The sequence below is a fragment of the Psychromicrobium ferritrahens genome, assembly GCF_043789415.1.
Lineage (GTDB): Bacteria > Actinomycetota > Actinomycetes > Actinomycetales > Micrococcaceae > Renibacterium.
In genome coordinates this window covers 372,725-390,156 of record NZ_JBDLLW010000001.1, presented here as the reverse complement: position 1 = coordinate 390,156, position 17,432 = coordinate 372,725, and the positions used below count along the sequence as shown (strand labels likewise).

Below are 17,432 nucleotides of genomic sequence, written 5' to 3'. Positions count from 1 at the left end.
GTAACTTCTGCGCTGCTTTCGGCGATTCTTCTTGATTGTTCCAGCAGCTGGACGCACAGTGGGAGGGTGCCAGAAACCGAGGTGCCCGAGATCGAGCTTCCAGAGGCCTTCGCCGATGCCCTCAAGGGTTTCGAGCGTTATCTGGTCGCGGAGCGTGCCCGTTCCGCGCATACCGTGCGCGCCTATCTCGCTGATCTGCAGGCTTTGAGCTATTTTGCGATCACCCAGGGTGCGAAAACCCTGAAGGACATCGACCTGGCGACTTTGCGGCAGTGGCTGGGGGAGCAGAGCACCGCTGGGCTAGCCCGTTCCACCCTGGCCCGGCGGGCCGCTGCTGCTCGCACTCTGATGGGCTGGGCGCTCCGGGAGGGCCTCATCGAGGAGAACCCGACGTTGCGGCTCAAGGCGCCGAAACAACAAAAGACCCTGCCCGGCGTCCTGCATCAGGAACAACTGGAGCGGATGATCAGCGAGTTGGAGAGCCAGGCCGAGGAGGGCGGGGCCATCGCACTCCGGGATCAGGCCATGGTCGAATTACTGTATGCCGCGGGGCTGAGGGTTGGTGAATTGGCCGCTCTGGATATTGATGACATCGACTTTGAGCGGCGAACCGTCCGAGTGCTCGGTAAGGGCAATAAGGAGCGAACCGTCCCGTTCGGAGCGCCAGCGGCTCAAGCCATCCAGAACTGGTTGCGGGGTGGTAGAGCAGCGCTCTATCAACCGGTCAGCGGCTTTGCGCTGTTTCTGGGAGCCCGCGGCGGACGGGTCGATCAGCGGCAGGTGCGTTCCGTCGTCGCCCGTGGCTTCAAGGCACTCGGCGATACCTCGGCGACCAGTCCGCACGCCCTGCGGCATAGCGCTGCTACTCATCTGCTCGACGGCGGGGCGGATTTGCGTGCGGTGCAGGAGATCTTAGGGCACTCATCGCTTGCCACTACCCAGATCTACACCCATGTTTCGGTGGAGCGTCTGCGCTCGAGCTACCGGCAGGCCCATCCACGCGCCTAGTACGAATTTCATTGACGAAATTCCACCGTAGTAACTAATTCTGGTGTTATTCGGCTAAGTACGGCACAATGAATTCAGAACTAAAGAAAACTAAAGAAAAACAGCCATCCTTCCGGTGCGCAGGTCGTTGGGGAAGACGTACCTACAGCTATGGAGGATGGAATGTCTGTTGCAATGGCACGTGGAGTGCTTTTCGTGCACTCCGCTCCTACTGCTTTGTGCCCTCATGTCGAATGGGCCATCGGTTCTTTGCTCGATGCTCGCATCGACCTCGAGTGGACCCCTCAGCCCGCCGCGCCCGGAATGTTCCGCGCCGAGCTCTCCTGGACCGGACCTCAGGGTACCGGATCGATGCTCGCCTCCGCGTTGCGAGGTTGGGCGCATCTGCGCTACGAAGTGACCGAGGAACCGAGTGCCGGCGTCGACGGTGGCCGCTGGTCCCATACCCCTGAGCTGGGAATCTTCCACGCCGTGACCGATGTGCACGGCAATATCATGGTCTCCGAAGACCGGATCCGCTACGCCTATGAAACCGGAGCGGGGGACCCCGCCAGGGTCTACCACGAGCTTTCCCTCGCGCTCGGAGAAGCCTGGGATGAGGAACTCGAAGCTTTCCGTCACGCTGCAGAAGGCGCGCCGGTTCGCTGGTTGCATCAAGTCGGTTAGGCTTTTCTTCGCGGTTTTCCATAGCAAAAGGCTTCGGGTGGTGAGAAAGTGTTCTCACCACCCGAAGCCTTTTAATGACTCAACCGGAGGGCTACGCTCCGGTGATCGAGTTCTCAGTAATTACGCACCACGATCACGGCGTTGTGACCGCCGAAGCCGAAGGAATTGCTGAGTGCGACAATATCGCCCTTCGGCAGATCGCGCGCCGTGGTCACTACGTCCAAGGGGATCTCCGGGTCCTGGTTCTTCAGGTTGATCGTGGCCGGAGCCTTCCGGTCTACGACGGCCATCGTGGTGAGCACTGCTTCTACGGCGCCAGAGGCACCCAGCAGGTGACCCATTTGCGATTTAGTGGCAGAGACTGCCACATTTTCCACATGGTTGCCGAGAGCAGCGCGCAAAGCGGTGTATTCAGGCTTATCGCCCACCGGAGTGGAGGTGGCATGAGCATTGACGTGCACGACGTCCTCAACCTGCGCCCGAGCGTCGAAGAGTGCTGCCTTGAGCGCCCGGGTGGCCCCCAGACCCTCCGGATCAGGTGCGGTGATGTGATAGGCATCCGCGGTGACCGAAGTGCCAGCCAACTCGCCGTAGATCCGGGCGCCACGGGCCAGAGCATGTTCCTCGGCTTCCAGGACCAATGCTCCCGCACCCTCGCCCATCACAAAGCCGTCACGGTCCAGATCATAGGGACGTGAGGCTCCTTCCGGATTGTCGTTGCGGCGGGAGAGAGCCTGCATCGAGGCGAAGGAGGCCAAAGTCATCGGGTGAATTGCTGCTTCGGTGCCACCGGCCATCACGACGTCGACCTTGCCGGAGCGGATGAGTTCAAGGCCCTGATGTAGTGCCTCGGTGCCGGAGGCACAAGCGGAAACCGGGGTATGGGCGCCGCCGCGGGCGCCTAGATCGAGGCTCACTGCAGCCGCGGCTCCGTTGGGCATCAGCATCGGAACGGTCATCGGTAGTACCCGTCGCGGCCCGCGGTCACGGAGTGTGTCCCAGGCGTCAAGCAAGGTCCAGACGCCGCCGATGCCGGTGGCGAAGGCTACTGCGAAGCGATCGTGGTCCACATCTTCGATCGCGGCGTCCTGCCAGGCTTCACGTGCCGCGATCACAGCGAACTGGCTGGAAGGGTCGAGGCGCTTCGCCTCAACCCTGGTCAGCACCTCGTTTGCCGGGTTGGAAACCCTGGCCGCGAAGGTCACCGGCAGTTCGTATTTTGCGACCCAGTCATCGGTAAGGGTGTGTGCCCCGGAGACGCCGATCAATGCGTTCTTCCAGGTCGTTTGGACATCGCCACCGATCGGGGTGGTCGCGCCCAGTCCTGTGATGACTACTTTGCGGGACATGTTTTCTCTCTCATTAAAGGTTTGAAGTTTCGGCTTGCGGCGGCAGAGTGCTCGCCGCAAGCCGAATGATCGCTTCCCCCAAAGCGGAGCCAAATGACACCCGGTCAGCGACTCCGAACTGACGGCTTGCTGTTTCGGTGCCTTAGTTCTGTGCGTTGGCGATATAGCTGACGGCGTCCCCAACGGTCTTGAGGTTCTTGACCTCTTCGTCTGGGATGCGCACATCGAACTTTTCCTCAGCGTTGACCACGATGGTCATCATGGAGATCGAATCGATGTCCAGGTCGTCGGTAAAAGACTTGTCCAGCTCCACGGCCTCGGGAGCCAAACCGGTCTCCTCGTTCACGATCTCGGCCAAGCCGGCCAGGATTTCTTCGTTGCTAGCCATTAGAGGCTCCCTTTCTACGGTGTTTGCCCACCAGGATTCGTGAGTGGGCAGTGTCGATCAAACCACGATTGCGGTCTGAATGGCGAACTTTCTCCGCGTTTTGCAGTGAAAGCGCGCAAAAACTATGAATTTATGGCAGAACCACTACTTGGGCGCCGAAGACCAGGCCCGCGCCGAAACCGATTTGCAGCGAAAGACCGCCGCTGAGCGCAGGATTTTCCTTGAGTAAACGCGCTGTGGCCAAGGGGATGGAGGCCGCAGAGGTGTTTCCGGTGTCTTCGATATCCCGGCCGACCACCACGTGCTCTGGAATCTTGAGTTCTTTGACCAGCGAGTCGATGATCCGCATATTGGCCTGGTGCGGCACGAAGGCCGCTAGATCGTCAGCCGTGACGCCGGCAGCTTCCAGGGCTTGCTTGGCCACTTTCGCCATCTCCCAGACCGCCCAGCGGAAAACCGTCTGACCATCTTGCCGCAGGGTCGGCCAAAGGTTCATCCCCGCGGAGGCCAGCGCCTCATCCGGCCCCGTGTCGGTGCGAGCAGCGAGCGAGAAATCGCGGACCTCGAGCAAGGAGTGAGTCATCCCGATGGCATCCCATTTGCTGCCGTCCGAGCCCCAGATCGTCGGCCCGATGCCCGGGCTGTCGGAGGGGCCGATCACCGCCGCACCGGCGCCGTCGCCGAGTAGGAAGGAGATGGTCCGCTCGTGATTATCGATTACATCGGAGAGCTTTTCCACGCCGACCACCAGGACATAATCGGCTGTTCCGGAACGCACCAGCGCATCGGCTTGGCCGATACCGTAGCAGTAACCGGCGCAGGCCGCGGAGATATCGAAGGCAGGCGCCGGAGTGGCACCCAGGCGATCGGCCAGTAGTGCCGCAGCCGAAGGGGTGGCGTACTGATGGGTTACCGTCGAGACGATCACGGCGCCCAGCTGGGAGGCATCAATACCGGCGTTACTGAGTGCTTCACGAGCAGCAGCCTCTGCCATATCGACGACGCCGACCTCCTTGGGGGAGCGAAGCCGGGTGACGATGCCGGTGCGCTGCCTGATCCATTCATCGGAGGAATCGATCCACTGGCACACATCATCATTGGTCACCACGAGCTCGGAGCGGTACGAGCCCAGCCCGAGAATACGGGTGTTCTCCCGTAGAGCGGTCTGTTTCAGGGTCGGAGTGGTCACTACAGTCCTTTCGCTGCGTCTGCGGGTGCAGCGCTTGCCATCAGTTCGCGGGCAGCTTCGAGGTCCGCGGGTGTCTTAACCGCTACGCTAGCAACTCCGGGCAGAGCGCGCTTTACGAGTCCGGTCAGAGTCCCTGCCGGGGCGAGTTCAATCGTGGCGGAAACCCCGAGGGCGCTCATCTTATTCATGCAGAGATCCCAGCGCACCGGGCGGGAGACCTGGGCGATCAGGCTCTCCAGCGCTGTGAATCCGTTGCTGACCGGCTCGCCGTCGAAATTGGAAAGCAGGGTGACCGCCGGGTCGTTGGGGTGAAGCTGTGGCTTGAGTGATTCGAGCACGCTCACCGCGGCTTGCATATGGGAGGTGTGGAAGGCGCCGGCGACTTGAAGTGGAATGACCCGGGCTTTGGCTGGCGGGTTCTCAGCGAGGACAGCGAGCTGCTCCAACGTCCCCGCAGCCACGGTTTGTGCAGCGCTGTTCATATTCGCTGGCGTGAGCCCGGCGGCAGCGATGGCGGCCTGCACTTCGGCGGGATCGCCGCCCACCACGGCACTCATTCCAGTGGGGGTCACCGCGGCCGCTTGTGCCATGCTGTTTGCTCGCTCACGGACGAAAGTAGCTGCCTCGGTCTCGCTCAGCACTCCGGTGAGGGCCGCAGCGGTAATTTCTCCCACCGAGTGCCCAGCCACCAGGGCTGCTGGATTCTCCGCAGCCAATAATTGCTCGCCCAATAGCGCCTTCGCCGCTACCAGTCCGGCAGCGACGATCAACGGCTGGGCGATCGCGGTGTCTTTGATCGTTTCAGCGTCTGAAGTAGTGCCGTGCGCGATTAAATCGATCCCGGTGACTTCGCTGAGGGAAGCCAGTTGCTCGCCGACACCCGGCAATTCGAGCCAAGGGGAGAGGAAACCGGGGGACTGGGCGCCCTGTCCAGGGCAGAGAATTGCAAACACGTTATCTAGCTTTCCAAAAAGTACGAGGATTTCCGGTGTTTTCCGGCACCAAGCTGCGAGCGGCATCTTGTAGGTAATCTACAAAGACATCCCGATGTTTAGCGAAAAGGGCCTCTGGTTTTAGTCGGTTATCTCTTATTGTGCCTTGATCGAGCGGGAGAGTCTGCCCACCGCGAGGGCGGTTTGCAGCACAAAAGCCTCTCTGGGCAGCAGCGGATCCCAGCCAGTGACGTCGGTGACCCGGCGCAATCGGTAGCGCACCGTATTGGCATGGACGAAGAGTTCCCGCGCCGTGGCCTCCAGGGAGTGGCCGAGTGAAAGATAGGCGCTCAGGGTTTCGATCAGTCCATTGGAAGCCGCTAGCAGCGGCCGATAAATCGCCCGTACCAGAGCGCGCCGAGCGTCGTCGTCACCGTTCATCACTCTTTCCGGCCAGAGGTCATTGGCCGCGACCGGGCGAGGGGCTTGCGGCCAGGCTCGTACTGCAGCCAGTCCGGCGAAGGCGGCGCGCGCCGAGTAACTGGCTTCCACGAGCGAGGCAGCCTCCGGGCCGTAGACCACAGGGCCCGCTCCGAAGAGCTCGCTGATCCGGAAATAGGCGCTTTCCGAATCGTTTACTCCGCCGAGCACCACGATCAGCCGATCGCCCTGGATTCCCACCAGGGCGTCCTCGGCGTGTCGACTCGCTGCCCTGCGCAGATCGTTCACGAACCCCTGGCCCGCCGATTCCGGGGCTGAGCCGACCATCACAGTGAACCTGTCATCTGACTTCCAGCCGAGAGCAGCGATCCGTGAGCGCAGCACATCGGTGTTCTCGCCCCGCAGAATGGCATCGACGATCAAGGATTCCAGCCGGGTGTCCCAGGCGCCGCGGGATTCAGCGGCCCGGGCATAGACATCCGCGGCGGCAAAGGCAACTTCTCTGGCGTAACGCAGCACGGCTTCCCTGAGGGCTGGCTCGTCTCCGGGGGCAGCGAGTTCTGGAACTTGGTCTTCTACCGTCTGGACCACGATGCGAATCACTTGGAGAGCTTTTTGCAGGCTGATCGAACTGGCCAATTCGGTGGGAGCATTTCCGAAGACGTCGGTGAGCACCCAGGCCGGTGAAGAGGGTTTTTCGTAGTAGCTGACGAAAGAGGCGATGCCGTTCTGCGCGAGCAAGCCCAGTGCGCTGCGTTCTTCCGCGCCGAGCCGCCGATACCAGGGCAGGGAGATGTCGAGTTGTTTGGCCGTCGTGGTGGACAGGGTGCCAATGCTGGCTCGAAGTTTTGCCAGGGTCTGAGTATTGCTGTGCGCAACGGCTTTGGCGGGCTTCAAAGAAGGCATGCCTTGAGTCTAGGCCTTCAGCTTGTAGGAACTAAACAACGGAAGGTGCCTTTGGCATGAAAAATGCGCCGTGGTTTGTGGTTATTCCACAAGTCACAGCGCATTTCGGCTTCATATGACGAGCCAGCACAAGCCTTCCCAACTGAAAGCGCGTTTCACCGGGGTCAGACGTCCCTGCCCGCTGAAACTGCTATTCAGTGGGCAGGAACGTCCAACCAGCAAAAACCTCTCTGGGAAGCAGCAAGTGGGCCCACGCGCCCGAGGGCCCCGCAGCGAGGTACGAGCTGTGGGAGGGCGTGGGGACTAGCTGTCGCCGCCGGCGTTGCCGGTGGTACCGGCGTTCACATCGAGCAGACGGTACTTCTCAATCGCCTGAGCGGGGGCTTGCCAGTCGACTTCGCCGCGGCGAGCCAGCATCTCCAGGGCGCGCACTACAACGGAATGCGAATCGATCTTGAAGAACCGGCGTGCGGCTGCTCGGGTATCAGAGAAGCCGAATCCATCAGCACCCAGGGTGGCGAACTCGTTGGGTACGAACTGACGGATCTGATCCGGCACCGCCTTCATATGGTCGGTGACCGCGACAATCGGACCGGTTGCTCCGGCGAGTTGCTGCGTGACAAAGGGGATCCTGGCCTGTGCTGCCGGGTTGAGGAATTGCTCCTCTTCCGCGGCCAGGCCGTCGCGGCGCAACTCAGTCCATGAGGTGACAGACCAGACATCGGCGGAGACACCCCATTCCTCGGCGAGGATCTGCTGAGCTTCCAGCGCCCAGGGCACCGCTACACCGCTGGCGAGCAGCTGAGTGCGAGGGCCGTCGATCTTGGCCGGAGCCAGCAGGTAGATGCCCTTGACGATACCTTCGACGTCGACCTCTTCGGGAGCTGCGGGTTGCAGGATCGGTTCGTTGTAGACGGTCAGGTAGTACATCACGTTCCGCTGCTCTTCGGTGAGCGAATCGCCCTGGCCATACATCCGCTCCAAGCCGGAGCGGACAATATGACCGATCTCGTAGCCATAAGCGGGGTCATAACCGATCACCGCGGGATTGGTGGAGGCGAGCAGCAAGGAGTGCCCATCGGCGTGCTGCAGGCCTTCACCGGTCAGCGTGGTACGGCCAGCAGTAGCGCCGATCACGAAACCGCGGGTCATCTGATCGGCGGCGGCCCAGAAGGAATCGCCCGTGCGCTGGAAACCGAACATCGAGTAGAAGACATAAATCGGGATCAGTGGCTCGCCGTGCGTCGCATAGGAGGTGCCAGCTGCAGTGAACGCGGCGACCGAACCGGCCTCGTTGATCCCCGCGTGCACGATCTGCCCGGCAGGAGATTCTTTATAGGCCAGGACCAATTCACGATCCACCGAAAGGTAGTTCTGCCCCTTGGGGTTGTAGATCTTCGCGGTGGGGAAGAAGGAGTCCATGCCGAAGGTGCGGGCCTCATCGGGGATGATCGGCACAATACGCTTGCCGAATTCCTTGTCCCGCATCAGGTCCTTGAGCAGCCGGACAAAAGCCATCGTGGTAGCCGCCAGCTGCTTTCCGGAGCCGCGGTTGGCGACTTCATAAGCTTTGTCGCCGGGGAGCGCGAGCTCAGTGTGCTGGTGCCGACGCTCGGGCAGGAAACCGCCCAGGGCGCTACGGCGCTCCATCAGGTACTTGATCTCCGGCGCGTCCATCCCCGGGTGGTAGTAGGGAGGGCTGTAGGGATCGGCTTCGAGCTGCTCATCGCTGATCGGGATCCGCAGATGATCGCGGAAGTCCTTCAAGTCCTGCAGGGTGAGTTTCTTCATCTGGTGGGTCGCATTACGGCCCTCGAAGTGAGTGCCCAGACCGTAGCCCTTGACGGTGTGCGCCAGAATCACCGTGGGCTTGCCCTTGAATTCGACGGCGGCCTTATAAGCGGCGTAGACCTTGCGGTAGTCGTGGCCACCGCGCTTGAGATTCCAGATCTCCTCATCGGACATATTCGCGACCATTTCCTTGGTCTGCGGTGATTTGCCGAAGAAGTGCTCACGGACGAATCCACCGGATTCAGCCTTATACGTCTGGTAGTCGCCGTCGACGGTGGTGTTCATGATATCGACCAGCGCGCCGTCGTTGTCTTTGGCGAGCAGGTCATCCCACTCGCGGCCCCAGACCACTTTGATCACATTCCAGCCGGCACCGCGGAAAAACGCTTCGAGTTCCTGCATGATCTTGCCGTTGCCACGTACCGGGCCATCGAGGCGCTGCAGATTGCAGTTGATCACGAAATTGAGGTTGTCGAGCTTGTCATTCGCCGCGAGTTGCAGCAAGCCGCGCGATTCCGGCTCGTCCATTTCGCCGTCGCCTAGGAAGGCCCAGACCTGCTGGTCAGAGGTGTCTTTGATGCCACGGTTTTCCAGGTAGCGGTTGGACTGCGCCTGGTAGATCGCGTTCATCGGGCCGATGCCCATGGACACCGTGGGGAACTCCCAGAATTCCGGCATCAGACGGGGGTGCGGGTAGGAAGAGAGGCCGTGCCCTGCTTTGGACTTTTCCTGGCGGAAGCCGTCGAGGTCTTCCTCGCTGAGCCGTCCTTCCATGAAGGCGCGGGCGTACATGCCGGGGGAGGCGTGCCCTTGGAAATACACCTGATCGCCACCGCTGGCGTGGTCCTTGCCGCGGAAGAAGTGGTTGAAGCCCACTTCATAGAGCGTCGCGGCACCGGCGTAGGTGGAGATGTGACCGCCGACGCCGATCCCGGGTTTCTGAGCCCGGTGCACCATGATCGCGGCATTCCAGCGAAGCCAGGCGCGGTATTTGCGCTCGATCTCCTCATCGCCCGGGAACTCTGGTTCCTGGTCCACCGGAATCGTATTGACGTAGTCCGTGGTGGTCACCATCGGCACGCCCACGCTCTGCGCTCCGGCGCGTTGCAATAGCGAGCGCATGATGAATTGCGCCCGCTCAGTGCCTTGTTCCTTGATCAGAGAATCGAGGGACTCGATCCACTCAGCTGTTTCTTCCGGATCGCGGTCAGGCAGCTGATTCGTCAACACGCTCAGAATGTGAGAATTTTCTTCCCCAGCAGTCACGTTCAACCTCTCTTATGAAGCATGGTTTTGCAACAGTATTGTGAAGCAATCGTGGGCATAACCCACCGTCCACTCTAGACCGCTGTGGCCCTAGATGCGTAGCTGGCTGCTCCACTGTGAAGAGTCATCGGCAGATGTTTCAAACTTTCCACGTTCCGGCGGATTCTTGAACGAGAAGTGGCGTACCAGGGCGAAACCGGTTTCGATTCAGTTAAGGGGACTTGAAGCTGAGGGGTTTAGGGTGTTGTCTTGTGATGAAACACATACTGCAGAAAGGTTCGGGAGACACCGTGAGCGAGGCCGACGCCGGCATATCCACGAATGTGGCGGCACGACTTGGGTTCAAAGAAGGTGAGTTGATTCAGGAATTCGGGTACGACGAGGATGTTGATTTTGATCTTCGCGACGATATCGAAGACCTGATTGGCTCTGAGCTTCTGGATGAAGACGATCATGAAGTGGTGGATGCTGTTTTGCTCTGGCATCGCGCAGACGACGGTGATCTAGTAGATACTCTGATGGACGCTCTGACCTCTCTCGAGGAGGGCGGCGTGGTGTGGGTGCTGAGCCCGAAGCCAGGACGAGAGGGCTATCTTCCGCCGTCAGAGATTCAGGAAGCTGCGCCGACCGCTGGTCTGCACGTGACTTCCACTGTCGGAGTTTCCGAGGATTGGGCAGCCACCCGGCTGGTACCACGCCGCAATAAATGACGATTCCCGTGATCGGCCAACCAGCGCCGGATTTCGGCTTGCAGAATCAGTACGGCGAAGTGGTCAGCTTGCAGGGACTACGAGGTAGCCGAGTGCTGCTGAATTTCTATCCCTTCGCCTTCTCCGCGACCTGCGGCTCCGAATGGCTGGAACTCAGGAACCGCTCTGCCGAACTCTCAGGAGTCAGGGTTCTAGGGATTTCCGTGGATAGTAAGTACGCGCTGCGGGCCTATGCTGAAAGCGCGGGTTTACCTTTCGAGCTCTTGAGTGATTTCTGGCCGCACGGGAAGGTCTGCCAGGCCTACGGGATCTTCGACGCCGAACGGGGTATGGCGGAGCGAGGCAGCTTTGTCTTGGATGAGTCGGGGACCTTGCGAGCCAGTTTTTTTGCGCAGACCGGGGAAGCTCGGCCTTGGAGCGCTTATCAGGCGGCTTTGGCCGCCCTGGAAACGTCATGACAGTGCCATCGCAGCCGAGGCCTGGACTCGGACTGACGGGTTTCGCCTCGACGACTACGGAAGGCGCGCCGAGTGCCTTAACCGCAGAGCACATCGCCATGCTCGACCAGGCGGTTCAGTTGCTCGGCGGAAATCCGGTAGCTTTGCTGACCGGAGCCGGGCTGAGCACCGATTCGGGCATCCCGGATTACCGAGGGCCCGGTGCTCCGGTCCGAAACCCGATGACCTACCAGCAATTCACCGGTGATCAGGCTTTACGACGGCGGTATTGGGCACGCAATCAGCTGGGCTGGCGGCATCTGCACAGGGCATCACCGAATGCCGGGCACCTGGCGGTCGCTGCCATGCAAAAGCGCGGATTGCTGAGCGGCGTCATCACCCAGAATGTCGACCGACTGCATGAGGACGCCGGGGCTACCCAGGTGATAGATCTGCACGGACGATTCGACCGGGTGATTTGCCTGAATTGCCATACCGACTTCAGCCGTGATCGCATCGCCACCTTGATGGATGAGGCGAATCCTGGCTTCGTCGAACGCGCTGAGGCGAGCGGTCCAATTGATCTGGCCCCCGACGCCGACGCGGAATTGGATAGTGCCGAGCTGATCGATTCTTTCAGGATTGCGCCTTGCCCGGTCTGCGGCGGAATGCTCAAACCGGACTTTGTCTTCTTCGGTGAGAACGTGCCGAAGGAACGGGTGGAGCGCAGTTTCGACATCGTCGAGCGAGCCACCACACTTCTGGTTGCCGGGTCTTCGCTCACCGTGATGAGTGGTTTGAGATTTCCGCGTCGAGCGGTGAAAGAGGGCAAAGCCGTGGTGATCATCAATAGGGGTGCCACCCGGGGAGACGATCTAGCGACCCTCAAAATTGAGGCAGGAGTCAGCGAAGCTCTGAGCTATCTGGCCGAGAAATTGCCGGATTTGCGGGAGCACCCCCTCTCTCGGGTAGAGTAGAACTTCGTTGTCGTGTTGAGCGGCAATCATGGGTCTTTAGCTCAGCTGGTAGAGCGCCACGTTTACACCGTGGATGTCATCGGTTCGATCCCGGTAGGACCCACCACCGAAGAAAGCCCCGTTTTCAAGGAAACTTAACCTTGCAGAGCGGGGTTTTTTAGTACAGGGCAGTTGCGGACTTGGTATCAATGAGATAAGGCTAAGATCGCGCCAGGTCATCAGGGCGTCCAGGCGCTACGAATGCCGATTTTGCCAGCGGAGCTCTTCGCCCCGGAAAAGGCACCTTCTTGTAAAATGAGATATTATTTCTCATTTACTGATTTCCTTAGTGCTGTTGGACTCGCAGGCCTTTCTGGCTGCTGGAAGACGGCTCTACCGGCTCATCTTAGAGAAGGTCAAATGTCTGAAACTCCAGGGACTCCTGAACCACAGCAGCCATCCGGCTATCGGCCCCCTCAGCAACCTGCTCCGTCGATCCAGACGCCTGGGTACCCAACGGACGGGCGCCAGCAGTCGGGATATCCGCAGGGCTATCAGCCACCGACGCCGGCCGGAAAAGCACTCCCCGTCGTAGCGCTGGTCCTGGGTATCCTGGCCATACTGCTCTGCTGGATTCCGTTCATCGGATTGGTCAGCGTTTTGCTTGGCCTGGGAGCGGTGATCTGTGGTGCGATCGCTCTCTCACGCCGAGACAGCTCCAAGGTGATGCCCGCTATCGGCGGTTCCTTGGGTGTGCTTGGCCTGGTGGCCTCTATTGTGGTGTCGATGATCGCCTTTACCGCCGTCAGCAATGCGTTCAAAGAGGATCTCAATAAGATACCCACCGAATTCTCCAGTGGCTTCCCGAGTATTTTGCCTTCGGATCTGGATAAAGAACACACCTTCAAGCTGGTCACCTCGTCCGCCGCGGATGCCGTGGTGAAATACGCGGTGGGTGAGCAAGCTGATTCCAATGTTCCGATCAAGGGCAACTGGGAGAAGGAGATCACTGGAAAAGCTGCTCTCGGCTTGGCCTCGCTCTCCGTCTCCTCATCGGCGGCCAACCAGGTGAGCTGTGAGATCTTCATCGACGGCAAGAGCGTTGTGAAAAGATCTGGGACGGGCTCCGTCTTCTGTTTGGGCTCGGTAAGAGGTTAAGCGCCGGGCTAGCAAAATAAAAGACTCCTGATCGTCGTTATTGGGGGATACGACGATCAGGAGTCAATATTTATCATAGTCGGGTGAGACCCCGATGCAAAGTTTCTATGACAGTTTGCCTCATTTTTTCGCAGGATTTTTTTGAAGATCCTCAACCGCTTTGAATCGAGAATGCGGAGTCGTCTCGATACCCGAAGTGCTGCGTCCCGCCAGCGCTGAGACGCTGGCCCCCGGGAGGTTAAATGAAAAGGTCTTCTGCGCTGACTATTGGGGGATGCCAGCGCAGAAGACCGAAGACAAATGTACAAGCATTTGCACGTTAAACAAAATCCCCCGAGGCTAGCCCAGTCCAGTGATCTGAACGGCGCCGGCGTCAGCATGAGCAATGCCATCCGAAGGGCACTAGGCTTCATAGTGTTAGGACTTTTATGACCCTGGAGGAAGAATGTCTGCACAGATCGGCGTTACAGGCTTGGCGGTAATGGGTGCCAATTTGGCGCGTAATCTGGCCCGGAACGGATTCACCGTGGCCTTGCACAACCGCTCAGCGAGCCGAACCGATGAACTTTTGGCCAAACACGGCTCGGAAGGCGATTTCATTCGCACTGAGACCCTCGCTGAGTTGGTCGCCGCCCTAGAGAAACCACGGCGGGTGCTGATCATGGTCAAGGCCGGTGCCCCGGTCGACTCTGTGGTCGACCAGCTCGTTCCGCTGCTCGAAGAGGGCGACATTGTGATCGATGCCGGGAACTCACATTTCGCGGACACTCGGCGCCGAGAAGCCGCACTGGCTCAGCAGGGCCTGCACTTCGTCGGCATCGGGGTCTCCGGTGGCGAAGAAGGAGCTCTGAACGGCCCTTCGATCATGCCTGGTGGCTCTTACGAGTCCTATCAGGCTCTCGGTCCGCTGCTGGAGAAGATCTCAGCCCAGGTGGACGGTCAGCCCTGCTGCGCCTGGATCGGCACCGATGGTGCCGGACACTTCGTGAAGATGGTTCACAATGGCATCGAGTACGCGGATATGCAGGTCATCGGCGAAGCCTATGATCTCTTGCGCAGCGGGGCAGGTCTCGAGCCCGCTGAGCAGGCGAAGGTCTTCACCGAATGGAATAAGAGCGAGCTGGCGTCCTTCCTGATTGAGATCACCGCAGAGGTCCTGGGTCACGTCGATGCCAAGAGCGGCAAGCCTTTTGTCGACGTCGTGGTTGATCAAGCAGGCCAGAAGGGCACCGGCCGCTGGACGGTGATCTCGGCTCTGGAACTTGGCTCGCCGACCTCGGGCATCGCCGAATCGGTATTTGCCCGCGCTTTGTCCTCCAAAGCCGCGCAACGGGTAGAAGCGCAGACGACGTTGGCCGGTCAGGAAGCTCAGGTCAGTATTCCCGAGGGCTTTGTGGACGATGTCCGGCAAGCGCTCTACGCCTCCAAGCTGGTCAGCTATGCACAGGGCCTGGATATGCTCACCGGGGCGGCGGAGGAATACGGCTGGGATTTGAAGCTCGACGAGATCGCTTCGCTCTGGCGGGGCGGTTGCATTATCCGGGCTGAACTCCTCAAGGAGATCACCCAGGCCTACGCTGCCGAGCAGAAGCCCGCGAACCTGCTCTTCGCCCCAGCCTTCGCGCAGGCCATCGCTGAGGCACTGCCCGCCTGGCGTCGGGTAGTCTCGATCGCTGTGCAACTCGGTATCCCAGTGCCGGTGTTCTCGGCGTCCTTGGCCTACTACGACGGCCTGCGCCGTAAGCGCCTGCCCGCGGCTTTGACCCAGGGGCTTCGGGATCTCTTTGGTGCTCATACCTATCATCGAGTGGATGCCGAAGGCACTTTCCACACGCTCTGGGGTGAAGATCGCTCCGAGATTGAAGCCGTAGACAGCCACTAAGTTCTCTCGGGAGGGTTCGGATTTGTCGAAGCGAAGATGGATTCAGCACGTTTTTCGCTGAATTGTTGCTCGCGAGACGGGTCCGAACCCTCCAGCGGATCAGGGCTCGGGAAGCGTCAGCTCGTTTTCGCTGAATTACTGCTCGCGAGCAAAGCCCCTTCGAGGCAGCCATATTGGCTCAGATGTACATCGCCGGGTCAATATACTCGGCGGGATCGACCGCGGGAGCGGTTTCCCGCTTGGCGTCCCGGTGTCGCCAGGTCGCGGGGATGCCGGTCACGATGGACTCCGCGGGGGCGTCCTTGACCACCACTGCGTTCGCCCCGATGGCGGTATCGGAGCCGATCACCACGGGCCCGAGCACCTTGGCTCCCGCACCCACCGTCACCCGGTCACCCAGGGTGGGATGACGCTTGACTTTAGCGAGTGATCGGCCACCCAGGGTCACGCCCTGATAGAGCATCACATCGTCGCCGATCTCGGTGGTCTCTCCGATCACTACGCCCATGCCATGGTCGATGAAGAAGCGGCGCCCGATAGTGGCTCCAGGATGAATCTCGATCCCGGTCATTGACCTGGCCAACTGCGATAGCGCCCGAGCCGGGAATCGCAATCCGGGATGCTGCCACATCTTGTGAGTGAGGCGATGCACCCAGATCGCGTGCAGACCTGAATAAATGAAAAAGTTCTCTGCCGTGCCACGGGCTGCTGGATCGTGAGAGCCAGCAGCCGTCAGGTCTTCGCGCAGCCTGGCGAAGAATGTCATCCCTTAGCCTCGAATATCGTCGTACAAAACAGTGGAGATATAACGCTCCCCGAAGTCGCAAACCACGGCGACGATCAGTTTTCCGGCGTTTTCAGGTCGCTTGGCCAATTCCAGAGCGCCCCACACGATAGCGCCGGAGGAGATACCCCCCAGAATACCTTCTTGAGTGCCCAGTGCTCTGGCTACCGCAACCGAATCCTCCAGAGAAGCGTCGAGCACCTCGTCGTAGATTCCGGTATCCAATACTTCGGGGACGAAGTTCGCTCCCAGACCCTGGATCTTATGCGGTCCGGGGGAGCCGCCGTTCAGAATGGGGGAGTCTTTGGGCTCCACGGCGATCACCTGAACACCGGGCTTGCGTTCCTTCAGCACCTGACCTACGCCGGTGATGGTCCCGCCGGTGCCGACGCCCGAGACGAAGATGTCCACGGCGCCGTCCGTATCGTTCCAGATCTCCTCGGCGGTGGTGGCCCGGTGCACCGCTGGATTGGCCTGATTAGCGAATTGCTGAGCCCAGATGGCGTTCTCCGTGGCGGCCACGATGTCTTTGGCTTTTTCCACCGCGCCTCGCATGCCTTCAGAACCCGGCGTCAAAACGATCTCGGCACCATAGGCCCGTAGCATCACCCGACGCTCAGTGGACATGGTCTCCGGCATGGTCAGAATGACCTTGTAACCGCGAGCCGCGCCGACCATGGCGAGCGCAATACCGGTGTTCCCAGAAGTGCCTTCCACCACGGTACCCCCGGGCTTGAGCGCACCTGAGGCTTCGGCTGCGTCGATGATAGCCTTGCCGATCCGGTCCTTCACGCTGTTCGCCGGATTGTAGAACTCAAGCTTCACGGCCACCGTCGCGGCCAGGCCCTCGGTCAGCCTATTGAGTTTCACGAGCGGAGTGCGTCCAACCAATTCGGTGACGTTCTCATAGATCGCAGCCATCGGATTCCTATCTGAGTCGCTTCTGGGTCGGAGCCTTTGGGGGGCTTGAGGGATTGCTAAAAGTCCTTGCAAATCCTAGTCAGCGTGAAGCTCCGAAATCTAAGCTACCAGCCACGAAGAGTAATATTTTCGGGCTTTGGCCAACTTGGGATTGATGATCACCTGACAATAACCCTGTTCGGGATGCTTAGCGTAGAAATCCTGGTGGTATTCCTCAGCCCGATAGAACTTCGGCAACCGTGTCACTTCGGTGACGATCGGGTCCGACCACAGTGCCTGGGCCCGCTCAATCGCTGCCTGGAAAGCAGCCTCCTGCTCGGCGTCAAGGTAGAACATCGAGGAGCGATACTGGGTGCCCACATCGTAGCCTTGACGATTCAAAGTGGTGGGATCGTGCGAAACGAAGAAGAGATCGAGGATCACTTCCTCCGGGATCACTGTTTCATCGAAAGTCACGGCTACTACTTCGGCGTGCCCGGTGACGCCTGAAGAGACCGAGTCATAATCGGGGTTGGTGGTGTAGCCACCGGTGTACCCGGAGACGACTTCAGTGACACCACGGGTTTTTTGATAAATGGCATCGAGGCACCAGAAGCAGCCGCCGCCTAAGATAAAAGTCTTCACGCTCTTTCAATGTTCGGAACGGGC

Annotated in this window: 16 protein-coding genes and 1 tRNA gene; 8 read left to right on the top strand and 9 right to left on the bottom strand. The window is 60.1% G+C overall.

Annotated elements, in window-relative coordinates:
* Positions 1 to 81 precede the first annotated feature (81 nt).
* Complete coding sequence (locus ABDK06_RS01855; RefSeq protein WP_394940776.1) at positions 82 to 1,008, top strand: tyrosine recombinase XerC; 927 nt, start codon at positions 82 to 84, stop codon at positions 1,006 to 1,008.
* A 162-nt stretch (positions 1,009 to 1,170) separates the two neighbouring features.
* Positions 1,171 to 1,674, top strand: coding sequence for a DUF3145 domain-containing protein (locus ABDK06_RS01850; protein ID WP_394938320.1), 504 nt, complete (start codon positions 1,171 to 1,173; stop codon positions 1,672 to 1,674).
* A 113-nt stretch (positions 1,675 to 1,787) separates the two neighbouring features.
* On the opposite strand, the gene fabF is transcribed toward ABDK06_RS01850, so the two are convergent.
* From fabF to aceE, 6 genes are all read right to left on the bottom strand, one after another.
* Positions 1,788 to 3,023 carry a beta-ketoacyl-ACP synthase II gene (fabF, locus tag ABDK06_RS01845; RefSeq protein ID WP_394938318.1) on the bottom strand — a complete coding sequence of 412 codons (1,236 nt, stop codon included), beginning with the start codon at positions 3,021 to 3,023 and terminating at the stop codon, positions 1,788 to 1,790.
* Positions 3,024 to 3,165: 142 nt separating this feature from the next.
* Positions 3,166 to 3,411: an acyl carrier protein gene (locus tag ABDK06_RS01840; RefSeq protein WP_394938316.1), complete on the bottom strand. Its 246-nt coding sequence runs from the start codon at positions 3,409 to 3,411 to the stop codon at positions 3,166 to 3,168.
* A 130-nt stretch (positions 3,412 to 3,541) separates the two neighbouring features.
* Positions 3,542 to 4,600: a beta-ketoacyl-ACP synthase III gene (locus ABDK06_RS01835; RefSeq protein WP_394938314.1), complete on the bottom strand. Its 1,059-nt coding sequence runs from the start codon at positions 4,598 to 4,600 to the stop codon at positions 3,542 to 3,544.
* Positions 4,600 to 5,553 (bottom strand): ACP S-malonyltransferase, encoded by a 954-nt coding sequence (locus ABDK06_RS01830; RefSeq protein ID WP_394938311.1) that lies wholly within the window; start codon positions 5,551 to 5,553, stop codon positions 4,600 to 4,602. The genes ABDK06_RS01835 and ABDK06_RS01830 overlap by 1 nt, the downstream gene beginning before the upstream one ends.
* 135 nt (positions 5,554 to 5,688) lie before the next feature.
* Entirely contained in the window at positions 5,689 to 6,879 is a 1,191-nt protein-coding gene (locus tag ABDK06_RS01825; RefSeq protein WP_394938309.1) for a PucR family transcriptional regulator, read from the bottom strand.
* A 303-nt stretch (positions 6,880 to 7,182) separates the two neighbouring features.
* Positions 7,183 to 9,936: a pyruvate dehydrogenase (acetyl-transferring), homodimeric type gene (gene aceE, locus ABDK06_RS01820; protein ID WP_394938307.1), complete on the bottom strand. Its 2,754-nt coding sequence runs from the start codon at positions 9,934 to 9,936 to the stop codon at positions 7,183 to 7,185.
* Positions 9,937 to 10,226: 290 nt separating this feature from the next.
* Here aceE and ABDK06_RS01815 point away from each other — a divergent pair, with 290 nt between their 5' ends.
* From ABDK06_RS01815 to gndA, 6 genes are all read left to right on the top strand, one after another.
* Complete coding sequence (locus tag ABDK06_RS01815; RefSeq protein ID WP_394940775.1) at positions 10,227 to 10,646, top strand: DUF3052 domain-containing protein; 420 nt, start codon at positions 10,227 to 10,229, stop codon at positions 10,644 to 10,646.
* The gene (locus ABDK06_RS01810) at positions 10,643 to 11,104 is read left to right on the top strand and encodes a redoxin domain-containing protein (RefSeq protein WP_394938305.1); all 462 of its coding nucleotides are present in this window, start codon (positions 10,643 to 10,645) and stop codon (positions 11,102 to 11,104) included. The genes ABDK06_RS01815 and ABDK06_RS01810 overlap by 4 nt, the downstream gene beginning before the upstream one ends.
* Positions 11,101 to 12,060, top strand: a complete 960-nt coding sequence (locus ABDK06_RS01805) for an NAD-dependent protein deacetylase (RefSeq protein WP_394938303.1) — start codon at positions 11,101 to 11,103, stop codon at positions 12,058 to 12,060. The genes ABDK06_RS01810 and ABDK06_RS01805 overlap by 4 nt, the downstream gene beginning before the upstream one ends.
* Positions 12,061 to 12,090: 30 nt before the next feature.
* Positions 12,091 to 12,166: transfer RNA gene (locus ABDK06_RS01800), tRNA-Val, on the top strand.
* Between the two features lie 293 nt (positions 12,167 to 12,459).
* Positions 12,460 to 13,197 carry a hypothetical protein gene (locus ABDK06_RS01795; RefSeq protein WP_394938301.1) on the top strand — a complete coding sequence of 246 codons (738 nt, stop codon included), beginning with the start codon at positions 12,460 to 12,462 and terminating at the stop codon, positions 13,195 to 13,197.
* Positions 13,198 to 13,642: 445 nt separating this feature from the next.
* A complete protein-coding gene (gene gndA / locus ABDK06_RS01790) occupies positions 13,643 to 15,079 on the top strand; it encodes an NADP-dependent phosphogluconate dehydrogenase (RefSeq protein WP_394938299.1) in 1,437 nt (478 codons plus the stop codon).
* A gap of 178 nt (positions 15,080 to 15,257) precedes the next feature.
* Here the strand turns inward: gndA and epsC are convergent, their stop codons facing one another.
* From epsC to msrA, 3 genes are all read right to left on the bottom strand, one after another.
* Entirely contained in the window at positions 15,258 to 15,845 is a 588-nt protein-coding gene (gene epsC / locus ABDK06_RS01785) for a serine O-acetyltransferase EpsC (protein ID WP_394938297.1), read from the bottom strand.
* Between the two features lie 3 nt (positions 15,846 to 15,848).
* On the bottom strand, positions 15,849 to 16,784 hold the full coding sequence (gene cysK, locus ABDK06_RS01780) for a cysteine synthase A (protein WP_394938295.1): 936 nt from the start codon (positions 16,782 to 16,784) through the stop codon (positions 15,849 to 15,851).
* 99 nt (positions 16,785 to 16,883) lie between these two features.
* Positions 16,884 to 17,408, bottom strand: coding sequence for a peptide-methionine (S)-S-oxide reductase MsrA (gene msrA, locus ABDK06_RS01775; RefSeq protein WP_394938293.1), 525 nt, complete (start codon positions 17,406 to 17,408; stop codon positions 16,884 to 16,886).
* Positions 17,409 to 17,432 lie beyond the last annotated feature (24 nt).